General features: G+C 52.2%; 16 protein-coding genes. 7 read left to right on the plus strand and 9 right to left on the minus strand.

Annotation, left to right across the window (positions count from 1 at the left end):
• Nucleotides 1-24: 24 nt before the first annotated feature.
• The 3 genes from pyrH to rpsB form a co-directional block, all read right to left on the minus strand.
• On the minus strand, nucleotides 25-750 hold the full coding sequence (gene pyrH / locus ACU8YC_RS21375; RefSeq protein WP_151216793.1) for a UMP kinase: 726 nt from the start codon (nucleotides 748-750) through the stop codon (nucleotides 25-27).
• 145 nt (nucleotides 751-895) lie between these two features.
• Entirely contained in the window at nucleotides 896-1,747 is an 852-nt protein-coding gene (gene tsf, locus ACU8YC_RS21380) for a translation elongation factor Ts (protein ID WP_151216792.1), read from the minus strand.
• A 264-nt stretch (nucleotides 1,748-2,011) separates the two neighbouring features.
• Nucleotides 2,012-2,737, minus strand: coding sequence for a 30S ribosomal protein S2 (gene rpsB / locus ACU8YC_RS21385; RefSeq protein ID WP_016151758.1), 726 nt, complete (start codon nucleotides 2,735-2,737; stop codon nucleotides 2,012-2,014).
• A gap of 448 nt (nucleotides 2,738-3,185) precedes the next feature.
• Between rpsB and map the strand changes: the two genes are divergently transcribed.
• The 4 genes from map to ACU8YC_RS21405 all read left to right on the plus strand — a co-directional run bounded on the left by map (nucleotide 3,186) and on the right by ACU8YC_RS21405 (nucleotide 8,243).
• Entirely contained in the window at nucleotides 3,186-3,980 is a 795-nt protein-coding gene (gene map / locus ACU8YC_RS21390; protein WP_151216791.1) for a type I methionyl aminopeptidase, read from the plus strand.
• A 238-nt stretch (nucleotides 3,981-4,218) separates the two neighbouring features.
• The gene (glnD, locus tag ACU8YC_RS21395; RefSeq protein ID WP_151224583.1) at nucleotides 4,219-6,891 is read left to right on the plus strand and encodes a bifunctional uridylyltransferase/uridylyl-removing protein GlnD; all 2,673 of its coding nucleotides are present in this window, start codon (nucleotides 4,219-4,221) and stop codon (nucleotides 6,889-6,891) included.
• A 31-nt stretch (nucleotides 6,892-6,922) separates the two neighbouring features.
• On the plus strand, nucleotides 6,923-7,747 hold the full coding sequence (gene dapD / locus ACU8YC_RS21400) for a 2,3,4,5-tetrahydropyridine-2,6-dicarboxylate N-succinyltransferase (protein WP_003837532.1): 825 nt from the start codon (nucleotides 6,923-6,925) through the stop codon (nucleotides 7,745-7,747).
• Between the two features lie 109 nt (nucleotides 7,748-7,856).
• Nucleotides 7,857-8,243: a DUF3461 family protein gene (locus ACU8YC_RS21405; protein WP_003018562.1), complete on the plus strand. Its 387-nt coding sequence runs from the start codon at nucleotides 7,857-7,859 to the stop codon at nucleotides 8,241-8,243.
• 86 nt (nucleotides 8,244-8,329) lie between these two features.
• Here the strand turns inward: ACU8YC_RS21405 and cdaR are convergent, their stop codons facing one another.
• The 3 genes from cdaR to dgt all read right to left on the minus strand — a co-directional run bounded on the left by cdaR (nucleotide 8,330) and on the right by dgt (nucleotide 12,715).
• Nucleotides 8,330-9,487 carry a DNA-binding transcriptional regulator CdaR gene (gene cdaR / locus ACU8YC_RS21410; RefSeq protein ID WP_151216789.1) on the minus strand — a complete coding sequence of 386 codons (1,158 nt, stop codon included), beginning with the start codon at nucleotides 9,485-9,487 and terminating at the stop codon, nucleotides 8,330-8,332.
• Nucleotides 9,488-9,634: 147 nt separating this feature from the next.
• Entirely contained in the window at nucleotides 9,635-11,068 is a 1,434-nt protein-coding gene (gene degP, locus ACU8YC_RS21415) for a serine endoprotease DegP (RefSeq protein ID WP_187253755.1), read from the minus strand.
• A 129-nt stretch (nucleotides 11,069-11,197) separates the two neighbouring features.
• Nucleotides 11,198-12,715, minus strand: a complete 1,518-nt coding sequence (gene dgt / locus ACU8YC_RS21420; RefSeq protein ID WP_446895710.1) for a dGTPase — start codon at nucleotides 12,713-12,715, stop codon at nucleotides 11,198-11,200.
• Nucleotides 12,716-12,798: 83 nt separating this feature from the next.
• Between dgt and mtnN the strand changes: the two genes are divergently transcribed.
• Genes mtnN through ACU8YC_RS21435 form a run of 3 tightly spaced genes read left to right on the plus strand, consistent with a single transcriptional unit; the run spans nucleotide 12,799 to nucleotide 14,949 of the window.
• On the plus strand, nucleotides 12,799-13,497 hold the full coding sequence (gene mtnN, locus ACU8YC_RS21425; protein WP_123268747.1) for a 5'-methylthioadenosine/S-adenosylhomocysteine nucleosidase: 699 nt from the start codon (nucleotides 12,799-12,801) through the stop codon (nucleotides 13,495-13,497).
• A complete protein-coding gene (btuF, locus tag ACU8YC_RS21430) occupies nucleotides 13,490-14,290 on the plus strand; it encodes a vitamin B12 ABC transporter substrate-binding protein BtuF (protein WP_151216787.1) in 801 nt (266 codons plus the stop codon). The genes mtnN and btuF overlap by 8 nt, the downstream gene beginning before the upstream one ends.
• 35 nt (nucleotides 14,291-14,325) lie before the next feature.
• Nucleotides 14,326-14,949, plus strand: a complete 624-nt coding sequence (locus ACU8YC_RS21435) for a TRIC cation channel family protein (protein WP_151216786.1) — start codon at nucleotides 14,326-14,328, stop codon at nucleotides 14,947-14,949.
• Nucleotides 14,950-14,992: 43 nt separating this feature from the next.
• Here ACU8YC_RS21435 and erpA read toward each other — a convergent pair whose 3' ends face one another.
• From erpA to clcA, 3 genes are read right to left on the minus strand one after another with little or no spacing between them, the layout of a single operon-like run.
• Nucleotides 14,993-15,337 (minus strand): iron-sulfur cluster insertion protein ErpA, encoded by a 345-nt coding sequence (gene erpA, locus ACU8YC_RS21440; RefSeq protein WP_003018581.1) that lies wholly within the window; start codon nucleotides 15,335-15,337, stop codon nucleotides 14,993-14,995.
• The gene (gene yadW, locus ACU8YC_RS21445) at nucleotides 15,330-15,395 is read right to left on the minus strand and encodes a small protein YadW (RefSeq protein WP_122973801.1); all 66 of its coding nucleotides are present in this window, start codon (nucleotides 15,393-15,395) and stop codon (nucleotides 15,330-15,332) included. The genes erpA and yadW overlap by 8 nt, the downstream gene beginning before the upstream one ends.
• A 23-nt stretch (nucleotides 15,396-15,418) precedes the next feature.
• Nucleotides 15,419-16,840 (minus strand): H(+)/Cl(-) exchange transporter ClcA, encoded by a 1,422-nt coding sequence (gene clcA / locus ACU8YC_RS21450; RefSeq protein WP_151224580.1) that lies wholly within the window; start codon nucleotides 16,838-16,840, stop codon nucleotides 15,419-15,421.
• Nucleotides 16,841-16,989 lie beyond the last annotated feature (149 nt).

Below are 16,989 nucleotides of genomic sequence, written 5' to 3' on the forward strand. Positions count from 1 at the left end.
ACCTGCATTTAGCCGCAACGGGAATTATTCCGTGATTAACGTGCCTTCTTTTTCACCCATAACAACACGGCGCAGCGCACCCGGTTTGTTCATGTTAAAGACACGAATCGGCAATTTGTGGTCACGAGCCAGCGTGAACGCCGCCAGATCCATCACTTTCAGTTCTTTATCCAGCACTTCCGAATAGGTCAACTGCTCGTACATGGTCGCGGTTGGATCTTTAGCCGGATCAGCCGTAAATACGCCGTCGACTTTGGTGGCTTTCAGTACCACATCCGCTTCAATTTCAATACCACGCAGGCAGGCTGCAGAATCGGTGGTAAAGAATGGGTTGCCGGTACCCGCAGACAAAATAACAACGCGGTTGTTGCGCAGCAGGCTGATAGCCTCTGCCCAGCTGTAGTTATCACACACGCCATTCAGAGGAATAGCGGACATCAAGCGAGCGTTCACATAGGCGCGGTGAAGCGCATCGCGCATCGCCAGACCGTTCATGACGGTGGCTAACATGCCCATGTGGTCGCCCACAACACGGTTCATCCCTGCTTTCGCCAGACCAGCGCCACGGAACAGGTTACCACCACCAATCACTACGCCAACCTGGATACCCAGCTCAACCAGCTCTTTGATTTCCTGAGCCATACGGTCAAGGATGCTTGCATCAATACCGAAGCCTTCTGAACCTTGCAGAGCTTCGCCACTTAACTTAAGCAGAATACGTTTGTAGACGGGTTTTGCATTGGTAGCCATGTTTCTTTCCTGAGACTGTCAACGAATGAGATGAGTTAATTCCGGCGACATTGTATGCCGCTTTTCAGCATGACCACTATAGCGGTTCGCTGAATTTACAAGCCAGACACAAAAAGAAGCCGCCCTCAGGCGGCTCCTTTAAAAATTAAGACTGCTTGGACATTGCAGCAACTTCTGCTGCAAAGTCAGTCTCAACTTTCTCGATACCTTCACCCACTTCAAAGCGGATGAAGCCTGTTACGTCAGCATTGTGCTCTTTCAGCAGCTGACCAACAGATTTGCTCGGATCCATAACGAAAGGCTGGCCAGTCAGAGAAACTTCGCCGGTGAATTTCTTCATGCGGCCTTCAACCATTTTCTCTGCGATTTCTTTCGGCTTACCAGACTGCATCGCGATATCCAGCTGAACCTGGTATTCTTTCTCTACCACTTCAGCGGAAACGTCTTCCGGCTTAACGAATTCTGGTTTGCTTGCAGCAACGTGCATTGCCAGCTGTTTAACCAGTTCTTCGTCAGCGCCAGTTGCAGCAACCAGAACACCGATACGAGCACCGTGCTGGTAGTTACCCAGAACGTCGCCTTCCAGGGAAGCAACGCGACGGATGTTGATGTTCTCACCGATTTTAGCAACCAGTGCAACACGTTCTTCTTCGAACTGTGCTTTCAGAACTTCAACGTCAGTGATTTTGCCAGCAACGGCAGCGTCCAGTACTTTGTCAGCAAATGCCTGGAAACCAGCATCTTTAGCAACGAAGTCAGTCTGGCAGTTAACTTCCAGAATGAAAGCGATGTTGCCGTCGATTTTGGTTTTGATTACGCCGTCAGCAGCCACGTTGCCTGCTTTTTTCGCCGCTTTGATTGCGCCGGACTTACGCATGTTTTCGATTGCCAGCTCGATGTCGCCATTAGCTTCAGTCAGTGCTTTTTTGCAATCCATCATGCCTGCGCCAGTACGCTCACGCAGCTCTTTTACCAGGGATGCGGTAATTTCAGCCATTCTAAAATCCTCGGAAGATTTGATCTGCCCGGCATGAAACCGCACAGATTTAAAAGTGAAAAAGGGGGCCATATACAGGCCCCCTAACCAAACGTGATACTACCTGGCCTATATCCGTCATTCTTCAAGCTGCTGGTGCGTTGTTTTCCTTACTCACCCCAGTCACTTACTGACGTAAGCTCCGGGGGATTCGTTGCGTCAACGCCTTCCAGCAACTCGAATTATCCAGGATATATAAGGGGTCGCTCTAACGAGCGTGCCTTATTATTCAGCTTCTACGAAGCTTTCTTCCGCCTGGGAAGCCAGATCCTGAGAACGGCCTTCACGAACGGTAGTAGCTACAGCGCCCAGGTACAGGGTCACAGCACGGATTGCGTCGTCGTTACCCGGGATAACGAAGTCAACACCGTCCGGATCAGAGTTGGTATCAACGATAGCAAATACTGGGATACCCAGGTTGTTTGCTTCTTTGATAGCAATGTGCTCGTGGTCAGCATCGATTACGAACAGAGCGTCCGGCAGACCGCCCATGTCTTTGATACCGCCCAGGCTGTTTTCCAGTTTCTCAAGCTCACGAGTGCGCATCAGCGCTTCTTTCTTGGTCAGCTTTTCGAAAGTACCGTCCTGAGACTGAGTTTCCAGATCTTTCAGACGTTTGATGGACTGACGAACGGTTTTCCAGTTAGTCAGCATACCGCCCAACCAGCGATGGTTCACGAAGAACTGGTCGCAGTTGTTAGCAGCTTCTTTCACCGCTTCGCTTGCAGCGCGTTTAGTACCAACGAAAAGGATTTTACCTTTACGAGCAGAGATCTTGTTCAGTTCAGCCAGAGCTTCGTTGAACATCGGTACAGTTTTCTCAAGGTTGATGATGTGAACTTTGTTACGCGCACCGAAGATGAACGGCTTCATTTTCGGGTTCCAGTAACGGGTCTGGTGACCAAAGTGAACACCAGCCTTGAGCATGTCGCGCATGGAAACAGTTGCCATGATTAAAACCTCTATATATAAAAGTTGGGGTTAAGCCTCCACGCATCCCATATTACCGACCCAAAGGGCACCCCGGAATATGTGTCGATACGTGTGTGTTGTTACACAAAGTGAGATTTGTCGCTCCCGTCCATCGTGTGTAGTCTTCGAACGGATCGGAAGTCCGGCGCGCTTTATACCACAAATACGCCGCCGACACCAATAATTGTTGGCACTGTGTGCTGAATGAACGATGAATTTCGTGTTACAGGAAGGCGGCAAATTTTCGAATCTCCGGGAGCTTACATGTAGTAAGTGAGCGGAGTGAAAAAATAGAGCTAACGCACCTGTGGCACGAAAGGCGAAGTTCAGAATGATTCTCAATTTGGCAGGGTACACCCCTGACTGATACCATTGGCAGCACTTAAACAATTATTGCCGATATCATCGGTACTGATGGACAGAATTCATGGCTATCTCAATCAAGACCCCTGAAGAAATCGAAAAAATGCGCGTCGCTGGTCGCCTGGCCGCTGATGTACTGGAAATGATCGAACCATTTGTTAAACCGGGCGTCAGCACTGGCGAGCTGGATCGCATCTGTAATGACTACATCGTGAACGAGCAGCAGGCTATTTCCGCATGCCTTGGCTACCACGGTTATCCGAAATCCGTGTGCATCTCTATTAATGAGGTGGTGTGCCACGGGATCCCGGACGACGCCAAGCTCCTGAAAGACGGTGATATCGTCAACATTGACGTCACCGTAATTAAAGACGAATTCCACGGCGACACCTCGAAAATGTTCATCGTCGGCAAACCTACCATTTTGGGCGAGCGTCTGTGCCGCGTCACGCAGGAAAGCCTGTACCTGGCGCTGCGGATGGTAAAACCGGGTATTCGCCTGCGCACACTGGGCGCTGCGATTCAGAAATATGCGGAAGGCGAAGGGTTCTCTGTGGTCCGTGAATACTGCGGTCACGGCATCGGTCGCGGCTTCCATGAAGAACCGCAGGTTCTGCATTACGATGCAGACGACGGCGGCGTGGTACTGCAGCCGGGCATGACCTTCACCGTAGAACCTATGCTGAATGCCGGTGATTACCGCATCCGCACCATGAAAGACGGCTGGACGGTAAAAACCAAAGACCGGAGCTTGTCTGCTCAGTACGAGCATACTATTGTGGTGACGGAAAACGGCTGTGAAATTCTGACGTTACGCAAGGATGACACCATCCCGGCGATCATCACACACGGCGAATAATGTTTTGCCTGATGGCGATGCCCCTGCATCTTATCAGGCCTACAAGTTGCACCTTTACTCAAAATCATTCGAATTGATTCAAGACGGCAAGAGAGTGAACCTCCAGAAGCGTACAAAAGTACGTGACTGGAGTGAACGAGCGCAGCCAACGCAGAAGCAGCTTGAAGGATGAAGAGTAAATCCGTAGGCCGGGTAAGGCGCATTAGCCGCCATCCGGCTTTTTAATGGGTGGCGCAAAATGAATACTCTTCCTGAACAGCACGCAAATACTGCCCTCCCCACCCTGCCTGGCCAACCGCAAAATCCCGGAACCTGGCCGCAGCACGACCTCAACTGTCCCGGCATTAAAGCGCATATCGACGCGTTCCAGCACTGGTTAGGTGAAGCGTTTGACAGCGGGATCTCCGCTGAACAGCTGATTGAGGCCCGCACCGAGTTTATTGACCAGTTGCTTCAGCGGCTGTGGATTGAAGCTGGTTTTGGTCAAATTGCCGACCTGGCGCTGGTTGCAGTTGGCGGTTACGGACGCGGCGAACTGCATCCGCTTTCCGATATTGACCTGCTAATCCTCAGTCGTAAAAAGCTCCCTGACGCGCAGGCCGAAAAAGTCGGCGAGTTGTTAACGCTGCTGTGGGACGTGAGGCTCGAGGTTGGGCACAGCGTGCGCACGCTGGAAGAGTGTCTGCTGGAAGGATTGTCAGACTTAACCGTCGCCACCAACCTGATAGAAACACGCCTGCTGATTGGCGACGTGGCGCTGTTTCTTGAGCTACAAAAGCATATTTTTAGTGAAGGTTTCTGGCCGTCCGATAAATTTTACGCCGCCAAAGTGGAAGAGCAAAATCAGCGCCACCAACGCTATCACGGCACGAGCTACAACCTGGAGCCGGATATCAAAAGCAGCCCCGGCGGCCTGCGCGATATTCATACTCTGCAATGGGTCGCCCGCCGCCATTTTGGCGCTACCTCGCTGGATGAAATGGTCGGCTTTGGCTTCCTGACGCTGGCAGAACGCGCCGAATTGAATGAATGTCTGCACATCCTCTGGCGCATTCGCTTCGCCCTGCATCTGGAGGTCAGTCGCTACGATAACCGCCTGCTGTTTGATCGTCAGCTCAGCGTGGCGCAACGCCTGAACTACGGCGGTGAAGGCAACGAGCCAATCGAGCGGATGATGAAAGACTATTTCCGCGTTACGCGGCGGGTCAGCGAACTGAACCACATGCTGCTGCAGCTATTTGACGAGGCAATCCTCGCCCTGCCCGCCGATGAAAAACCTCGTCCGATTGACGACGACTTTCAACTACGCGGCTCGTTGATTGATCTGCGCAACGACGACCTGTTTATCCGCAAACCCGAAGCGATATTGCGGATGTTTTACATCATGGTGCGTAACAGCGCGATCGCTGGGATTTACTCCACCACGCTGCGCCATCTGCGTCATGCCCGCCGTCATTTAACCCAGCCGCTGTGCTACATCCCGGAAGCGCGCTCACTATTTCTGAGTATGTTGCGCCATCCGGGAGCAGTGAGTCGCGGCCTGCTGCCGATGCATCGCCATAGCGTTTTGTGGGCCTATATGCCGCAATGGTCACATATTGTCGGCCAAATGCAGTTTGACCTGTTTCATGCCTACACGGTGGATGAACACACCATCCGCGTGATGCTCAAGCTGGAAAGTTTTGCTAACGAAGAGACCCGCCCGCGCCATCCGCTGTGCGTGGATCTGTGGCCGCGCTTGCGACAACCTGAACTGATTCTGATTGCCGCGCTGTTCCACGATATCGCCAAAGGTCGCGGCGGCGATCACTCGGTTCTCGGCGCCCAGGACGTGCTCAAATTCGCCGAACTGCACGGTCTGAACTCACGTGAAACGCAGCTGATCGTCTGGCTGGTGCGTCAGCATTTGCTGATGTCGGTGACCGCTCAGCGCCGTGATATTCAGGATCCAGAAGTGATCAAGCAATTCGCTGAAGAAGTACAAACGGAACACCGTCTGCGCTTTTTAGTGTGCCTGACCGTCGCGGATATTTGCGCTACTAACGAAACGCTGTGGAATAGCTGGAAGCAAAGTTTGCTGCGTGAGTTGTACTTTGCCACGGAAAAACAGCTACGTCGCGGGATGCAAAACACGCCGGATATGCGCGAACGCGTTCGCCATCATCAGCTTCAGGCGCTGGCGCTACTGCGTATGGATAACATTGATGAAGAAGCGCTGCACCACATCTGGTCGCGCTGTCGCGCCAACTATTTCGTGCGCCACAGCCCAAATCAACTGGCCTGGCATGCGCGTCATCTGCTGCAACACGATCTCAGTAAGCCGCTAATCCTGCTCAGCCCGCAGGCCACGCGCGGCGGAACAGAAATATTCATTTGGAGCCCCGATCGCCCTTACCTGTTTGCCGCCGTTTGCGCCGAACTGGACAGGCGCAATCTAAGCGTCCACGATGCGCAGATCTTTACCACCCGCGATGGGATGGCGATGGATACGTTCATTGTACTGGAGCCGGACGGTAGCCCGCTGTCGTCAGACCGACACGAAGCGATCCGTTTTGGACTGGAACAGGCGATCACGCAGCGGAGCTGGCAGCCGCCGCAGCCGCGTCGCCAACCGGCAAAATTACGCCACTTTACCGTCGATACCGAGGTCACTTTCCTGCCGACCCATACCGACCGAAAATCATTCCTTGAGCTTATCGCCCTCGACCAGCCTGGACTGCTGGCGCGGGTCGGGCAGATTTTTGCCGATCTGGGAATTTCGCTGCATGGCGCCCGAATTACAACCATTGGCGAGCGAGTAGAAGATTTATTCATAATCGCCACTGCCGACCGGCGCGCCCTTAATAATGAGCTGCAGCAGGAAGTACATCAACGGTTGACAGAGGCCCTCAATCCAAACGATAAAGGGTAATGTTTTTATTTATTATGGAAAGAGTTTAACAATGCAGCAGTTACAGAACGTTATTGAGTCCGCTTTCGAGCGCCGTGCCGACATTACTCCGGCAAATGTAGATACCGTAACCCGCGAAGCGGTGAATCAGGTTATTGCTTTACTGGATTCCGGTGCACTGCGCGTCGCAGAGAAGATTGAGGGTCAGTGGGTCACGCATCAGTGGCTGAAAAAGGCGGTCCTGCTCTCTTTCCGTATTAACGATAATCAGGTTATCGAGGGTGCGGAAAGTCGTTACTTCGATAAAGTACCGATGAAATTCGCCAACTATGATGAAGCACGCTTCCAGAAAGAGGGTTTCCGCGTGGTTCCGCCAGCAGCCGTACGCCAGGGTGCGTTTATCGCACGTAACACCGTACTGATGCCTTCTTACGTAAACATCGGCGCTTATGTTGATGAAGGTACAATGGTTGATACCTGGGCGACCGTGGGTTCCTGCGCGCAAATCGGTAAAAACGTTCACCTGTCCGGTGGCGTTGGCATCGGCGGCGTACTGGAGCCGTTACAGGCTAACCCGACCATCATCGAGGACAACTGCTTCATCGGCGCGCGCTCTGAAGTGGTTGAAGGCGTGATCGTCGAAGAAGGCTCTGTTATCTCTATGGGCGTGTACATCGGTCAAAGCACCCGTATTTACGATCGCGAAACCGGCGAAGTGCATTATGGCCGCGTTCCGGCAGGCTCTGTGGTTGTCTCCGGCAACCTGCCGTCGAAAGATGGCAAATATAGCCTGTACTGCGCGGTAATTGTGAAGAAAGTCGATGCCAAAACGCGTGGCAAAGTAGGAATCAACGAACTGTTACGCACCATCGACTAACCGTGATTTGAAAAAGCGGGCTTAGCCCGCTTTTTTTACATCTACGAGTGGCATAAACAAGGCTTTTCGTTAATTATTCAATGGTTATAGTGAGCTTAAGGGTACCGCTATGTATGACAATCTGAAAAGTCTGGGCATTACTAATCCTGAAGAAATCGATCGTTACAGCCTGCGGCAAGAAGCCAACAACGATATCCTGAAAATCTATTTCCAGAAGGATAAAGGTGAGTTTTTTGCCAAGAGCGTGAAGTTCAAATATCCCCGTCAGCGTAAAACGGTTGTCGCCGATGGCGTCGGCCAGGGTTACAAAGAAGTGCAGGAGATCAGCCCCAACCTGCGTTATGTGATCGACGAACTGGATCAGATCTGCCAGCGCGATCGCAGCGAAGTCGATCTTAAACGCAAGATCCTCGATGATTTACGTCATCTGGAAAGCGTCGTGACCAACAAGATCAGCGAAATTGAAGCCGATCTGGAAAAGCTAACGCGTAAATAACCGCGAGTGAATGTGTTCGTATGCCGGGTAAGGCGAAGCCGCCCCCGGCATTTTGCCTGATAAGCGTAGCGCCAACAGGCAAGAAATTAATGCTGCTCATCCAACTGTAACGCGACATACAGAAGCAGTCGGTCGTCAAAATTCCCTAAATCCAGCCCGGTCAGCTCTGAAATTCGGTTCAGGCGATATTCCAGCGTATTGCGGTGGATAAATAACGCTTTTGAGGTCGCCAGCGGCTGAACGTTATGCCGAAACCACGCCGCTAATGTGCGACGCAGTAAGCCGTTGTTATCCATTGCTTTCAGCCGTACCAGCGGACGCGCCAGCTCGTTAGCCTGCCAGCCACCGCGCAAACTGTCCAGCAGCACCGGCAGCATTAAATCCTGGTAGAAATAGCTACGGCTTTCCGGCATCCGTTGCTTACCGACCATCATGGTCGTGCGCGCCGTACGATACGAGCGGGCAATACTGCCAGGCCCGGTAAAATAGTTGCCCAGCGACACGCGAAAACGCAGCTGTCCGTTCTCTTTCATGCGAGCAATGAGCTGCTCAACCCGCTTGCGATGATCCTCAGCGTCCCAGCGGCCAAACTGATTGAGAGCCGGTTTCAACACCACCATCTCGGTCAAAGAAACAATCGCAATCAGATTATTACGTTCGGGCGTAGTCAATGCGCTCTGCAATTGCTGTAACTCCGCCATCGCACTATCAACACCAAGCTGACCGCTATCGACCTCCACCACAGCCACCACACGCGGCTGGTTTAAATCAATGCCTAATCGCTGCGCCCATTCCATCAGCGCTGGGGTATTCTCTTCTGCCTGGATCAGGTTCATCACCAGTTCTTCACGCAGGCGACTATCCTGCGCTAACAGATGCATCAGACGCGACTGCTCCAGCATCATTTCCGCAGTCATACACACCAGTTCGCCATACTTGCGCAGATGTTCCGGTTCGCCGGTAAGCCCGATAACGCCAACGATTTCGCCTTCAAGACGCAACGGCAGGTTTATCCCCTGCCGCACACCGTGTAAATGCCGGGCCACCGCATCGTCAATGTCCACCACCCGACCCTGCGAAAGCACCAGCAGCGCACCTTCGTGCAATTCACCAATACGTTCGCGATCGCCGCTGCCAATGATCCGCCCACGGGCATCCATTACGTTGATATTGGTATCAATAATGCGCATGGTTCGCGCCACGATATCCTGTGCCATTTTGGTATCAAGATGCCAGCCAGCCATAAACCCCTCCTGTGAGCAGAGCTCAAGCATAGGGAAGATAATAAGCGGCGACATTGTGCAAATGCACAAAGCAGAAGGGATAAATATGGAGTTGTGGGAGGTATCACAAAAAGAACCCCTTCCTGTGCAGGAAGGGGTTGAGGGAGATTACTGCATCAACAGATAGATGGAGCTGTCGCCACGCTGAATGTTCAGCGCCAGTACAGCCGGTTTGCTCTCGAGGATTTTGCGCAGTTCGGCGATGTTTTTCACCGGCTGTTGGTTCGCACCGATAATCACATCACCTTTCTTCAGGCCGATCTGTGCAGCCGGACTATTCGGTTTAACGTCGCTAACCACGACCCCTTTGTCCTGACCTTTGTTGCTCATATCAGCACCTTCAATGCCTTTGAAGATAGAGCTGGAATCAACCTGAGTCTGGCTGCTCTGCTGCAGTTCCAGATTCACGGTGACTGGCTTACCGTCGCGCAGCAGGCCAAGGCTAATTTTGCTGCCTACCGGCATTGTCCCCACTTGCGCACGCAGAGCGGCAAAGCTGCTGATAGGTTTACCGTTCAGGGAGGTAATCACATCCCCGGCTTTAATACCTGCTTTCGCTGCCGAAGAGTTTGGCATCACCTGGCTGACAAATGCGCCGCGCTGAGCGTCAACTTTCATCGCTTTCGCCAGCTCAGAGCTCAGCTCGGTCCCCATAATACCCAGCTCACCACGTTTAACCTGGCCAAACTCAACCATCTGCGAAGTCAGGTTTTTCACCATGTTGCTTGGGATCGCAAAACCGATACCGATGTTACCGCCGTCCGGTGCGAGGATCGCGGTGTTAATGCCGATCAGCTCGCCGTTCAAATTGACCAGCGCACCACCGGAGTTACCCCGGTTAATCGCGGCATCTGTCTGAATAAAGTTTTCGTAGTTCTCCGCGTTCAGGCCGCTACGCCCCAGCGCAGAAACGATACCGGAAGTCACGGTCTCACCGAGGCCAAACGGGTTACCAATCGCCACGGTGTAATCCCCCACGCGTAACGCGTCGGAATCTGCCAGCTTAATTGCTGTCAGGTTTTTCGGATCCTGAATTTGGATCAGCGCGATATCAGAACGTGGATCTTTACCCACGATCTTCGCGTCAAATTTACGACCATCGCTCAACTGGACTTTAATCACCGTGGCATTATCCACCACGTGGTTGTTAGTCACGACATATCCTTTCGCGGCATCAATAATTACGCCGGAACCCAGCGCCATAAATTTCTGCTGCTGGCCGCCGCCGTTGTCAGCCCCCGGCGCGCCGCCCTGGCAGAACGGTGAACTCTGGAACGGAGAACCGTCCTGACAGAACGGTGAATTATCACCAAAGAACTGCTGGAAATTACGCGGCATACGCGGCGTATTCACCGTCGTGCTCCCCTCGACGTTAATACTTACCACCGATGGCATCACTTTTTCGAGCATCGGGGCCAGGCTTGGCATCTGTTGGGCGGTCATTGCTGAAGACGACGTCTCAGCCGCAGTTGCAGACAGAGGGGACAACGCCAAGCCTAAACTCAGAGCCAGTGCACTCATTGCTAATGTGGTTTTTTTCATGTGTTTCGTTCTCGATTAACAGGTAACGCAAAATTGCTGTATACGTCAGAGTCGTTTTATAGCGCTAAGTTCCAGAATTGAGTTTAAGGAAAAAGTAAAATTTTATTGGTCGTCTTTACAAATGAGTATTTATTGTTCTACGGCCATCAAGCGACGATATTCATCCCAGGCATACAAATCTGTCATACCGCTGATATAATCCTGAATCAGCCGGCAGCGATAATAATATTCCAGTACCGAAAACTCAGCGCAACCTGTTGATATTTTACTAACCGCCTCTACATAAGCAAGACGATGGCGAGTAGACAACTTCTGAAATAATCGTGATTCGATAGGGAAACGTTTAACTCTTTCATTGTCGACCAGTTCAGTAAAATCTGACTGGGACATTTTTAATAAAGGCTGATAGATCTCCAGCAACCCGCTGATGACTCGGTAGCCCTGCAATTCCAGTTGCTCAACGTCTGGATGGCTAAACACATGTTTTACCGCCACGTTTTTATAGACACCCAGCAACTGACTGAAGCTACTCGCATCTTCTAACAGCGCGTGATTAAAGCTACCCGCAAAAATCTGCGGTAAATTATCAATAAACCGCTGGGCCGCATACGGCACCAGTTTATTCAGCGTATTAACGCGTAAATACATAAAGAACTGATCTTCGGTGCTGCGGCTTAATGTATTTGAACGTGATTTTTCCCAGGCGTTCTCAACAACCTGACTAAACAGGGAACCCTTTTCATGGTGTCCCCACGCCTCATACAAATGGTGATAAAGTTGCTCGACGCTGAAGATTCTTTTCTCAACGGCATCCTCAAGATCGGCTACGCAATAAGAGATATCGTCGGCAGCTTCCATAATCCAGGTTAATGGAAAACGACTGTAAGGCGCTAATGATAATTCTTTACGCAACCGCTCAATATACGGTTCCTCGGAAAGATAATAGCCCGGTTTCTTCATTAAATAGTTATGTGTTTCAGGTGTACTGCCGCGCCACCATGCCGGACGGGTATATTTTAAAATACCGCCAACCTGCGCCCAGGTAAGATTCATTCGCATCAAAGTATGCACCAGACGAATACCCTGCGCATTGCCTTCAAAATGACAGAGATCCTGACGCACCTTGCGGCGAATATCATTCAGCGACTCTTCGCCTTCGCGTAAACGTAGCGCCGCAACCATGCAGCGGTCGTCGCTAAGGGGCTGACTTTCCGCGTCGGCGGGATACAGTCGCTGGCGGAACCAGTCATTGATCGCCGCTTCACCAAAATGGCCAAACGGTGGATTCCCGATGTCATGCATCAGGCACGACATTTCGACAATACTCTCAAACGGCCCCGTCAGTTCATCCAGGCCATACTGCTCCAGCAGCTTGAGTTCTTTCAGCCGACTGAGGATCTCTTTCGCGATATAGCGCCCAACCTGCTGAACTTCCATCGAGTGCGTCAGGCGCGTGCGCACCGCGGCATTACGCTCCAGCGGAAAGACCTGGGTTTTTTGCTGCAGCCGGCGAATAGCAGGAGAGTTGATAATACGTCCACGATCGCTTTCAAAAATACGCAGGATCTCATGCTCCGTCTTCATGCCCTGCGGCGAACGGTAACGACGATGCCAGTTTATTTTTTTTCGGAAATCGATCTGTACCATATCCTCTCCCGCCTGAGAAATGCGCTACCCCTTAAGCGCATGATAGACTATGCCCTCAAATCTGGCTTATCGCGAGTAAATCTATGAAAATCGGCATCATTGGTGCAATGGAAGAAGAAGTTACGCTGCTGCGTGACAAAATCGAAAACCGTCAGACCATCGCTCTCGGCGGTTGTGAAATTTATACCGGCCAACTGAACGGTACTGAGGTTGCGCTACTGAAATCGGGTATCGGTAAAGTGGCTGCGGCGCTGGGCGCAACGCTACTGCTCGAACGCTGCAAACCAGATGCCATCATTAATACCGGTTCCGCGGGCGGCCTGGCCTCTACGCTGAAAGTTGGTGATATTGTGGTTTCTGACGAAGCGCGTTATCACGACGCTGACGTCACCGCCTTTGGCTATGAATTTGGTCAGCTCCCGGGTTGCCCGGCAGGTTTTAAAGCCGATCCCGCACTTATCGCTGCGGCGGAATCCTGCATCGCAGAACTCAACCTGAACGCCGTTCGTGGTCTTATCGTCAGCGGTGACGCCTTCATTAACGGTTCTGTTGGTCTGGCAAAAATTCAGCATAACTTCCCGCAGGCCATTGCCGTAGAAATGGAAGCCACTGCAATTGCGCACGTTTGCCACAACTTTAACGTGCCGTTTGTCGTGGTTCGCGCCATCTCTGACGTCGCCGATCAGCAGTCCCACCTTAGCTTTGACGAGTTCCTGGTGGTTGCCGCCAAACAGTCAAGCCTGATGGTTGAAACGCTGGTGCAGAAACTGGCGCATGGCTAAATCATTCTCCAGGGCGCTGGTCGCCCTGCTTTTCACTCTCCCGGCGTTCCTTTACGCCGCGCCGCGTGTTGTGACGCTTTCTCCTGCCAATACCGAACTTGCCTTTGCCGCTGGCATTACGCCCGTAGGCGTCAGCAGCTACTCGAACTATCCGCCCGAAGCGAAAAATATCGAAGAGGTATCAACCTGGCAAGGCATGAATCTTGAACGCATTGTGGCGCTCAAACCGGATTTAGTCGTCGCCTGGCGCGGGGGCAATGCTGAACGCCAGGTGAATCAATTGACCGCCCTGGGAATTAAGGTCATCTGGGTGGATGCCGTTACCATTGAGCAAGTCGCTGATGCGCTCCGCCAACTGGCAGCGTGGAGCCCTAAACCTGAGCAGGCCAAACAGGCGGCGCAAACCCTGCTTGATGATTATGCTTTACTAAAATCTCAGTATGGCAACAAACCCAAAAAACGGGTGTTTCTCCAGTTTGGCGCAAATCCTCTGTTTACCAGTGGAAAAGGCTCCATTCAGCACGAGGTTCTTGAGGTATGCGGCGGAGAAAACATCTTTGCCGGCAGCCGGGTTCCCTGGCCACAGGTTAGTCGCGAGCAGGTCCTGGCACGCGCCCCTCAGGCAATTGTTGCAACCGGAGGTCCGGGCGAAACTCTGAAAATTGAGCAATACTGGGGAAACCAGCTAAAAATTCCCGTTATTACGCTGAATAGTGACTGGTTCGAACGCGCGAGCCCGCGTATTATCCTCGCCGCAAAACAACTCTGTAATGCGCTTTCACAAGTGAAATAGAGCCTGCCTGTCGGGCTATCAGTGGGGATTCGACAATGCTCGTCTATTGGCTTGATATTGTAGGCACTGCGGTATTTGCTATCTCTGGCGTATTACTGGCCGGAAAATTACGTATGGACCCGTTTGGTGTCCTGGTTCTTGGCGTGGTTACCGCCGTTGGCGGCGGTACAATCCGCGATATGGCGCTGGATAATGGGCCAGTTTTTTGGGTTAAGGATCCGACCGATCTGGTCGTGGCGATGATCACCAGCATGCTGACGATCGTACTGGTACGCCAGCCCAGACGAATACCTAAGTGGATCCTTCCGGTACTCGATGCCGTTGGCCTGGCGGTGTTTGTAGGTATTGGTGTAAATAAAGCGTTTCTCGCCGGAACCGGGCCGTTAGTGGCGATTTGTATGGGAGTGATTACCGGCGTCGGCGGCGGGATCATTCGCGACGTGTTAGCGCGTGAAGTTCCGATGATTTTGCGCACCGAAATCTACGCCACCGCGTGTATTATCGGCGGGATCGTGCATGCGACGGCGTTTTATACTTTTAATGTTTCGCTGGAAAACGCCAGTATGATGGGAATGGTTGTCACCCTGCTAATTCGGCTTGCCGCTATTCGCTGGCATTTGAAATTACCCACGTTTGCGCTGGATGATAACAGCAGATAGCAAAAAGCCGTGTCATTAACACGGCTTTTTCATTCTCGCACACTTAAATGCTAAAAGAAGAACCACACCCGCAGGTGCTTTTCGCATTCGGGTTAGTCACAACGAAGCGGGAACCTTCCAGACCTTCGGTATAGTCAACCGCGCCGCCCACCAGATATTGCAGGCTCATTGGGTCAACTACCAGACCAACACCTTGTTTCTCAATGGTCATATCACCATCGTTTACCTGATCGTCAAAGGTGAAACCGTACTGGAAACCGCTACAACCACCGCCAGTGATATACACGCGTAATTTCAGATTCGGGTTATCTTCGTCAGCGATCAGGCTTTTTACTTTATTGGCTGCTGCTTCAGTAAATTGCAGTGGCAGCGCTACGTCATCACTCATATTTTGCTCCAAACGACATCGGCAATTGGGTAAATTTCAACCCAATATTTTGGGCCATTATCTAATACCCTGGTATTTCGTTCAAGTATTCTCGCCCGTGGCGGCACTCTGGCTTTTTGCCGCCTGCTCCGCTTCCTGTTTCGCCAGCGTACGGGCAAGGATTGTCGAGTATAGCGGCTTCCCGCCCATAAATTGGGCTAATAGTGTTGCGCCAAGACAGGTAATAATCATTGGCAAAATGAGCTGATAGTTATCGGTCATTTCCAGTACCAGTATAATGCCCGTTAACGGCGCGCGCACCGAGGCCGCCAACAATGCCCCCATACCGGCAATGGCAAAGGTTCCGGCCTCCAGATGATAATGGGGAAACGAGGCCGCTGCTGCCATACCGAACGCGGTGCCAAGTAACGTGCCTAATGCCAACATCGGGGCAAATATCCCGCCTGGCGCGCCGGACGAGAAGCACAGCAACGTGGTAATGACGCGGGCAATAAAGATAAACAGCAGTAAACCAACGCTGAAATTCCCTGCCGCAGCGATAGGTATCAGGTTAAACCCGCCACCAGCCGCTTCAGGCGTAATTAAGCCAAGGATCCCGCACAGACCGCCGATCGCACCGCCCATCAGCACCCATTTTTTGAGATCGCCGCCGTGGAAACGCTGGAACATATCCTGAGTCCGCAACACCATGGTGTTGAACAACGGTCCGACACAGCCAAAAATAATCCCCAGGACCAGATACAACCACAGCGTGTTCACTGGCGCATTGGAGAGTTTACCAACCTCAATGAGCGGGGCCTCGCCGTTGAAAACACGAAACACAATGCTCGACATGATGACGCCGGTAAACACGGCTTTGATCGACACAAGGCTATAGCGAAACTGCGGGCGCATCTCTTCAATAATGAACAGGATCCCCGCCAGCGGAGCGTTAAACGCCGCCGAAAGCCCCGCAGCCGCGCCGGTCGCCAGCAGAGTATGCCGCGCCTCAGCGCTGCGCATGCGGAAAATATCCAGCACCATGCGCCCAATATTACCGCCAATCTGTACGGTCGGCCCTTCACGTCCGAGCACCATACCGGCACCCAGCGTACCCATACCGCCGAAAAATTTCACCGGCAGTACGCGCCACCAGCGCACAGGCCGCAGCTCTTCCAGCGCGCCTTCAATCTCTGGTATCCCTGAGCCGCCCGCTTCCGGGGCAAATTTACGCACCAGAAAGTAGCCGACCATCGCCAGCAATGCAGAGAGAATAAACGCCAGAGGCCACACCAGAACGGCATGGTCGGCAACCTGAACCAGCGCGCCAATGCGTTGATTCTGTACCCAAGTCACCGCTTTCTCAAATGCCACGCCAACCAACCCTGTTACGGTACCAACTACCGCTGCCATCAACAGGATCGCCAACGGCGTTTTGTCTCGTTCCAGGAGTCGACGGATTTGATCCCTACGGCGTAAACGCACAATTTGCTGTGCTTCAAAAGAGGGAGTGTCTGTCTTCATCAGATGATCATTAATTGGTAATACAAATACGAAATCGGCATTCTACTCGCACATTTCACGAAAATCCCCTGCAAATCGCATTGTTTCAAATGCGTAAAACTTTCATAACCTTCGCTGAATAACTAGAATAGCCCGCATTCACTTTTTCT

The sequence above is a fragment of the Citrobacter sp. VF227 genome, from assembly GCF_052950715.1.

What these genes read in the sequence shown, in the direction of transcription:
- pyrH (WP_151216793.1), bottom strand. Translation starts at nt 750, where the DNA reads ATGGCTACCAATGCAAAACCCGTCTACAAACGTATTCTGCTTAAGTTA.
- tsf (WP_151216792.1), bottom strand. Translation starts at nt 1,747, where the DNA reads ATGGCTGAAATTACCGCATCCCTGGTAAAAGAGCTGCGTGAGCGTACT.
- rpsB (WP_016151758.1), bottom strand. Translation starts at nt 2,737, where the DNA reads ATGGCAACTGTTTCCATGCGCGACATGCTCAAGGCTGGTGTTCACTTT.
- map (WP_151216791.1), top strand. Translation starts at nt 3,186, where the DNA reads ATGGCTATCTCAATCAAGACCCCTGAAGAAATCGAAAAAATGCGCGTC.
- glnD (WP_151224583.1), top strand. Translation starts at nt 4,219, where the DNA reads ATGAATACTCTTCCTGAACAGCACGCAAATACTGCCCTCCCCACCCTG.
- dapD (WP_003837532.1), top strand. Translation starts at nt 6,923, where the DNA reads ATGCAGCAGTTACAGAACGTTATTGAGTCCGCTTTCGAGCGCCGTGCC.
- ACU8YC_RS21405 (WP_003018562.1), top strand. Translation starts at nt 7,857, where the DNA reads ATGTATGACAATCTGAAAAGTCTGGGCATTACTAATCCTGAAGAAATC.
- cdaR (WP_151216789.1), bottom strand. Translation starts at nt 9,487, where the DNA reads ATGGCTGGCTGGCATCTTGATACCAAAATGGCACAGGATATCGTGGCG.
- degP (WP_187253755.1), bottom strand. Translation starts at nt 11,068, where the DNA reads ATGAAAAAAACCACATTAGCAATGAGTGCACTGGCTCTGAGTTTAGGC.
- dgt (WP_446895710.1), bottom strand. Translation starts at nt 12,715, where the DNA reads ATGGTACAGATCGATTTCCGAAAAAAAATAAACTGGCATCGTCGTTAC.
- mtnN (WP_123268747.1), top strand. Translation starts at nt 12,799, where the DNA reads ATGAAAATCGGCATCATTGGTGCAATGGAAGAAGAAGTTACGCTGCTG.
- btuF (WP_151216787.1), top strand. Translation starts at nt 13,490, where the DNA reads ATGGCTAAATCATTCTCCAGGGCGCTGGTCGCCCTGCTTTTCACTCTC.
- ACU8YC_RS21435 (WP_151216786.1), top strand. Translation starts at nt 14,326, where the DNA reads ATGCTCGTCTATTGGCTTGATATTGTAGGCACTGCGGTATTTGCTATC.
- erpA (WP_003018581.1), bottom strand. Translation starts at nt 15,337, where the DNA reads ATGAGTGATGACGTAGCGCTGCCACTGCAATTTACTGAAGCAGCAGCC.
- clcA (WP_151224580.1), bottom strand. Translation starts at nt 16,840, where the DNA reads ATGAAGACAGACACTCCCTCTTTTGAAGCACAGCAAATTGTGCGTTTA.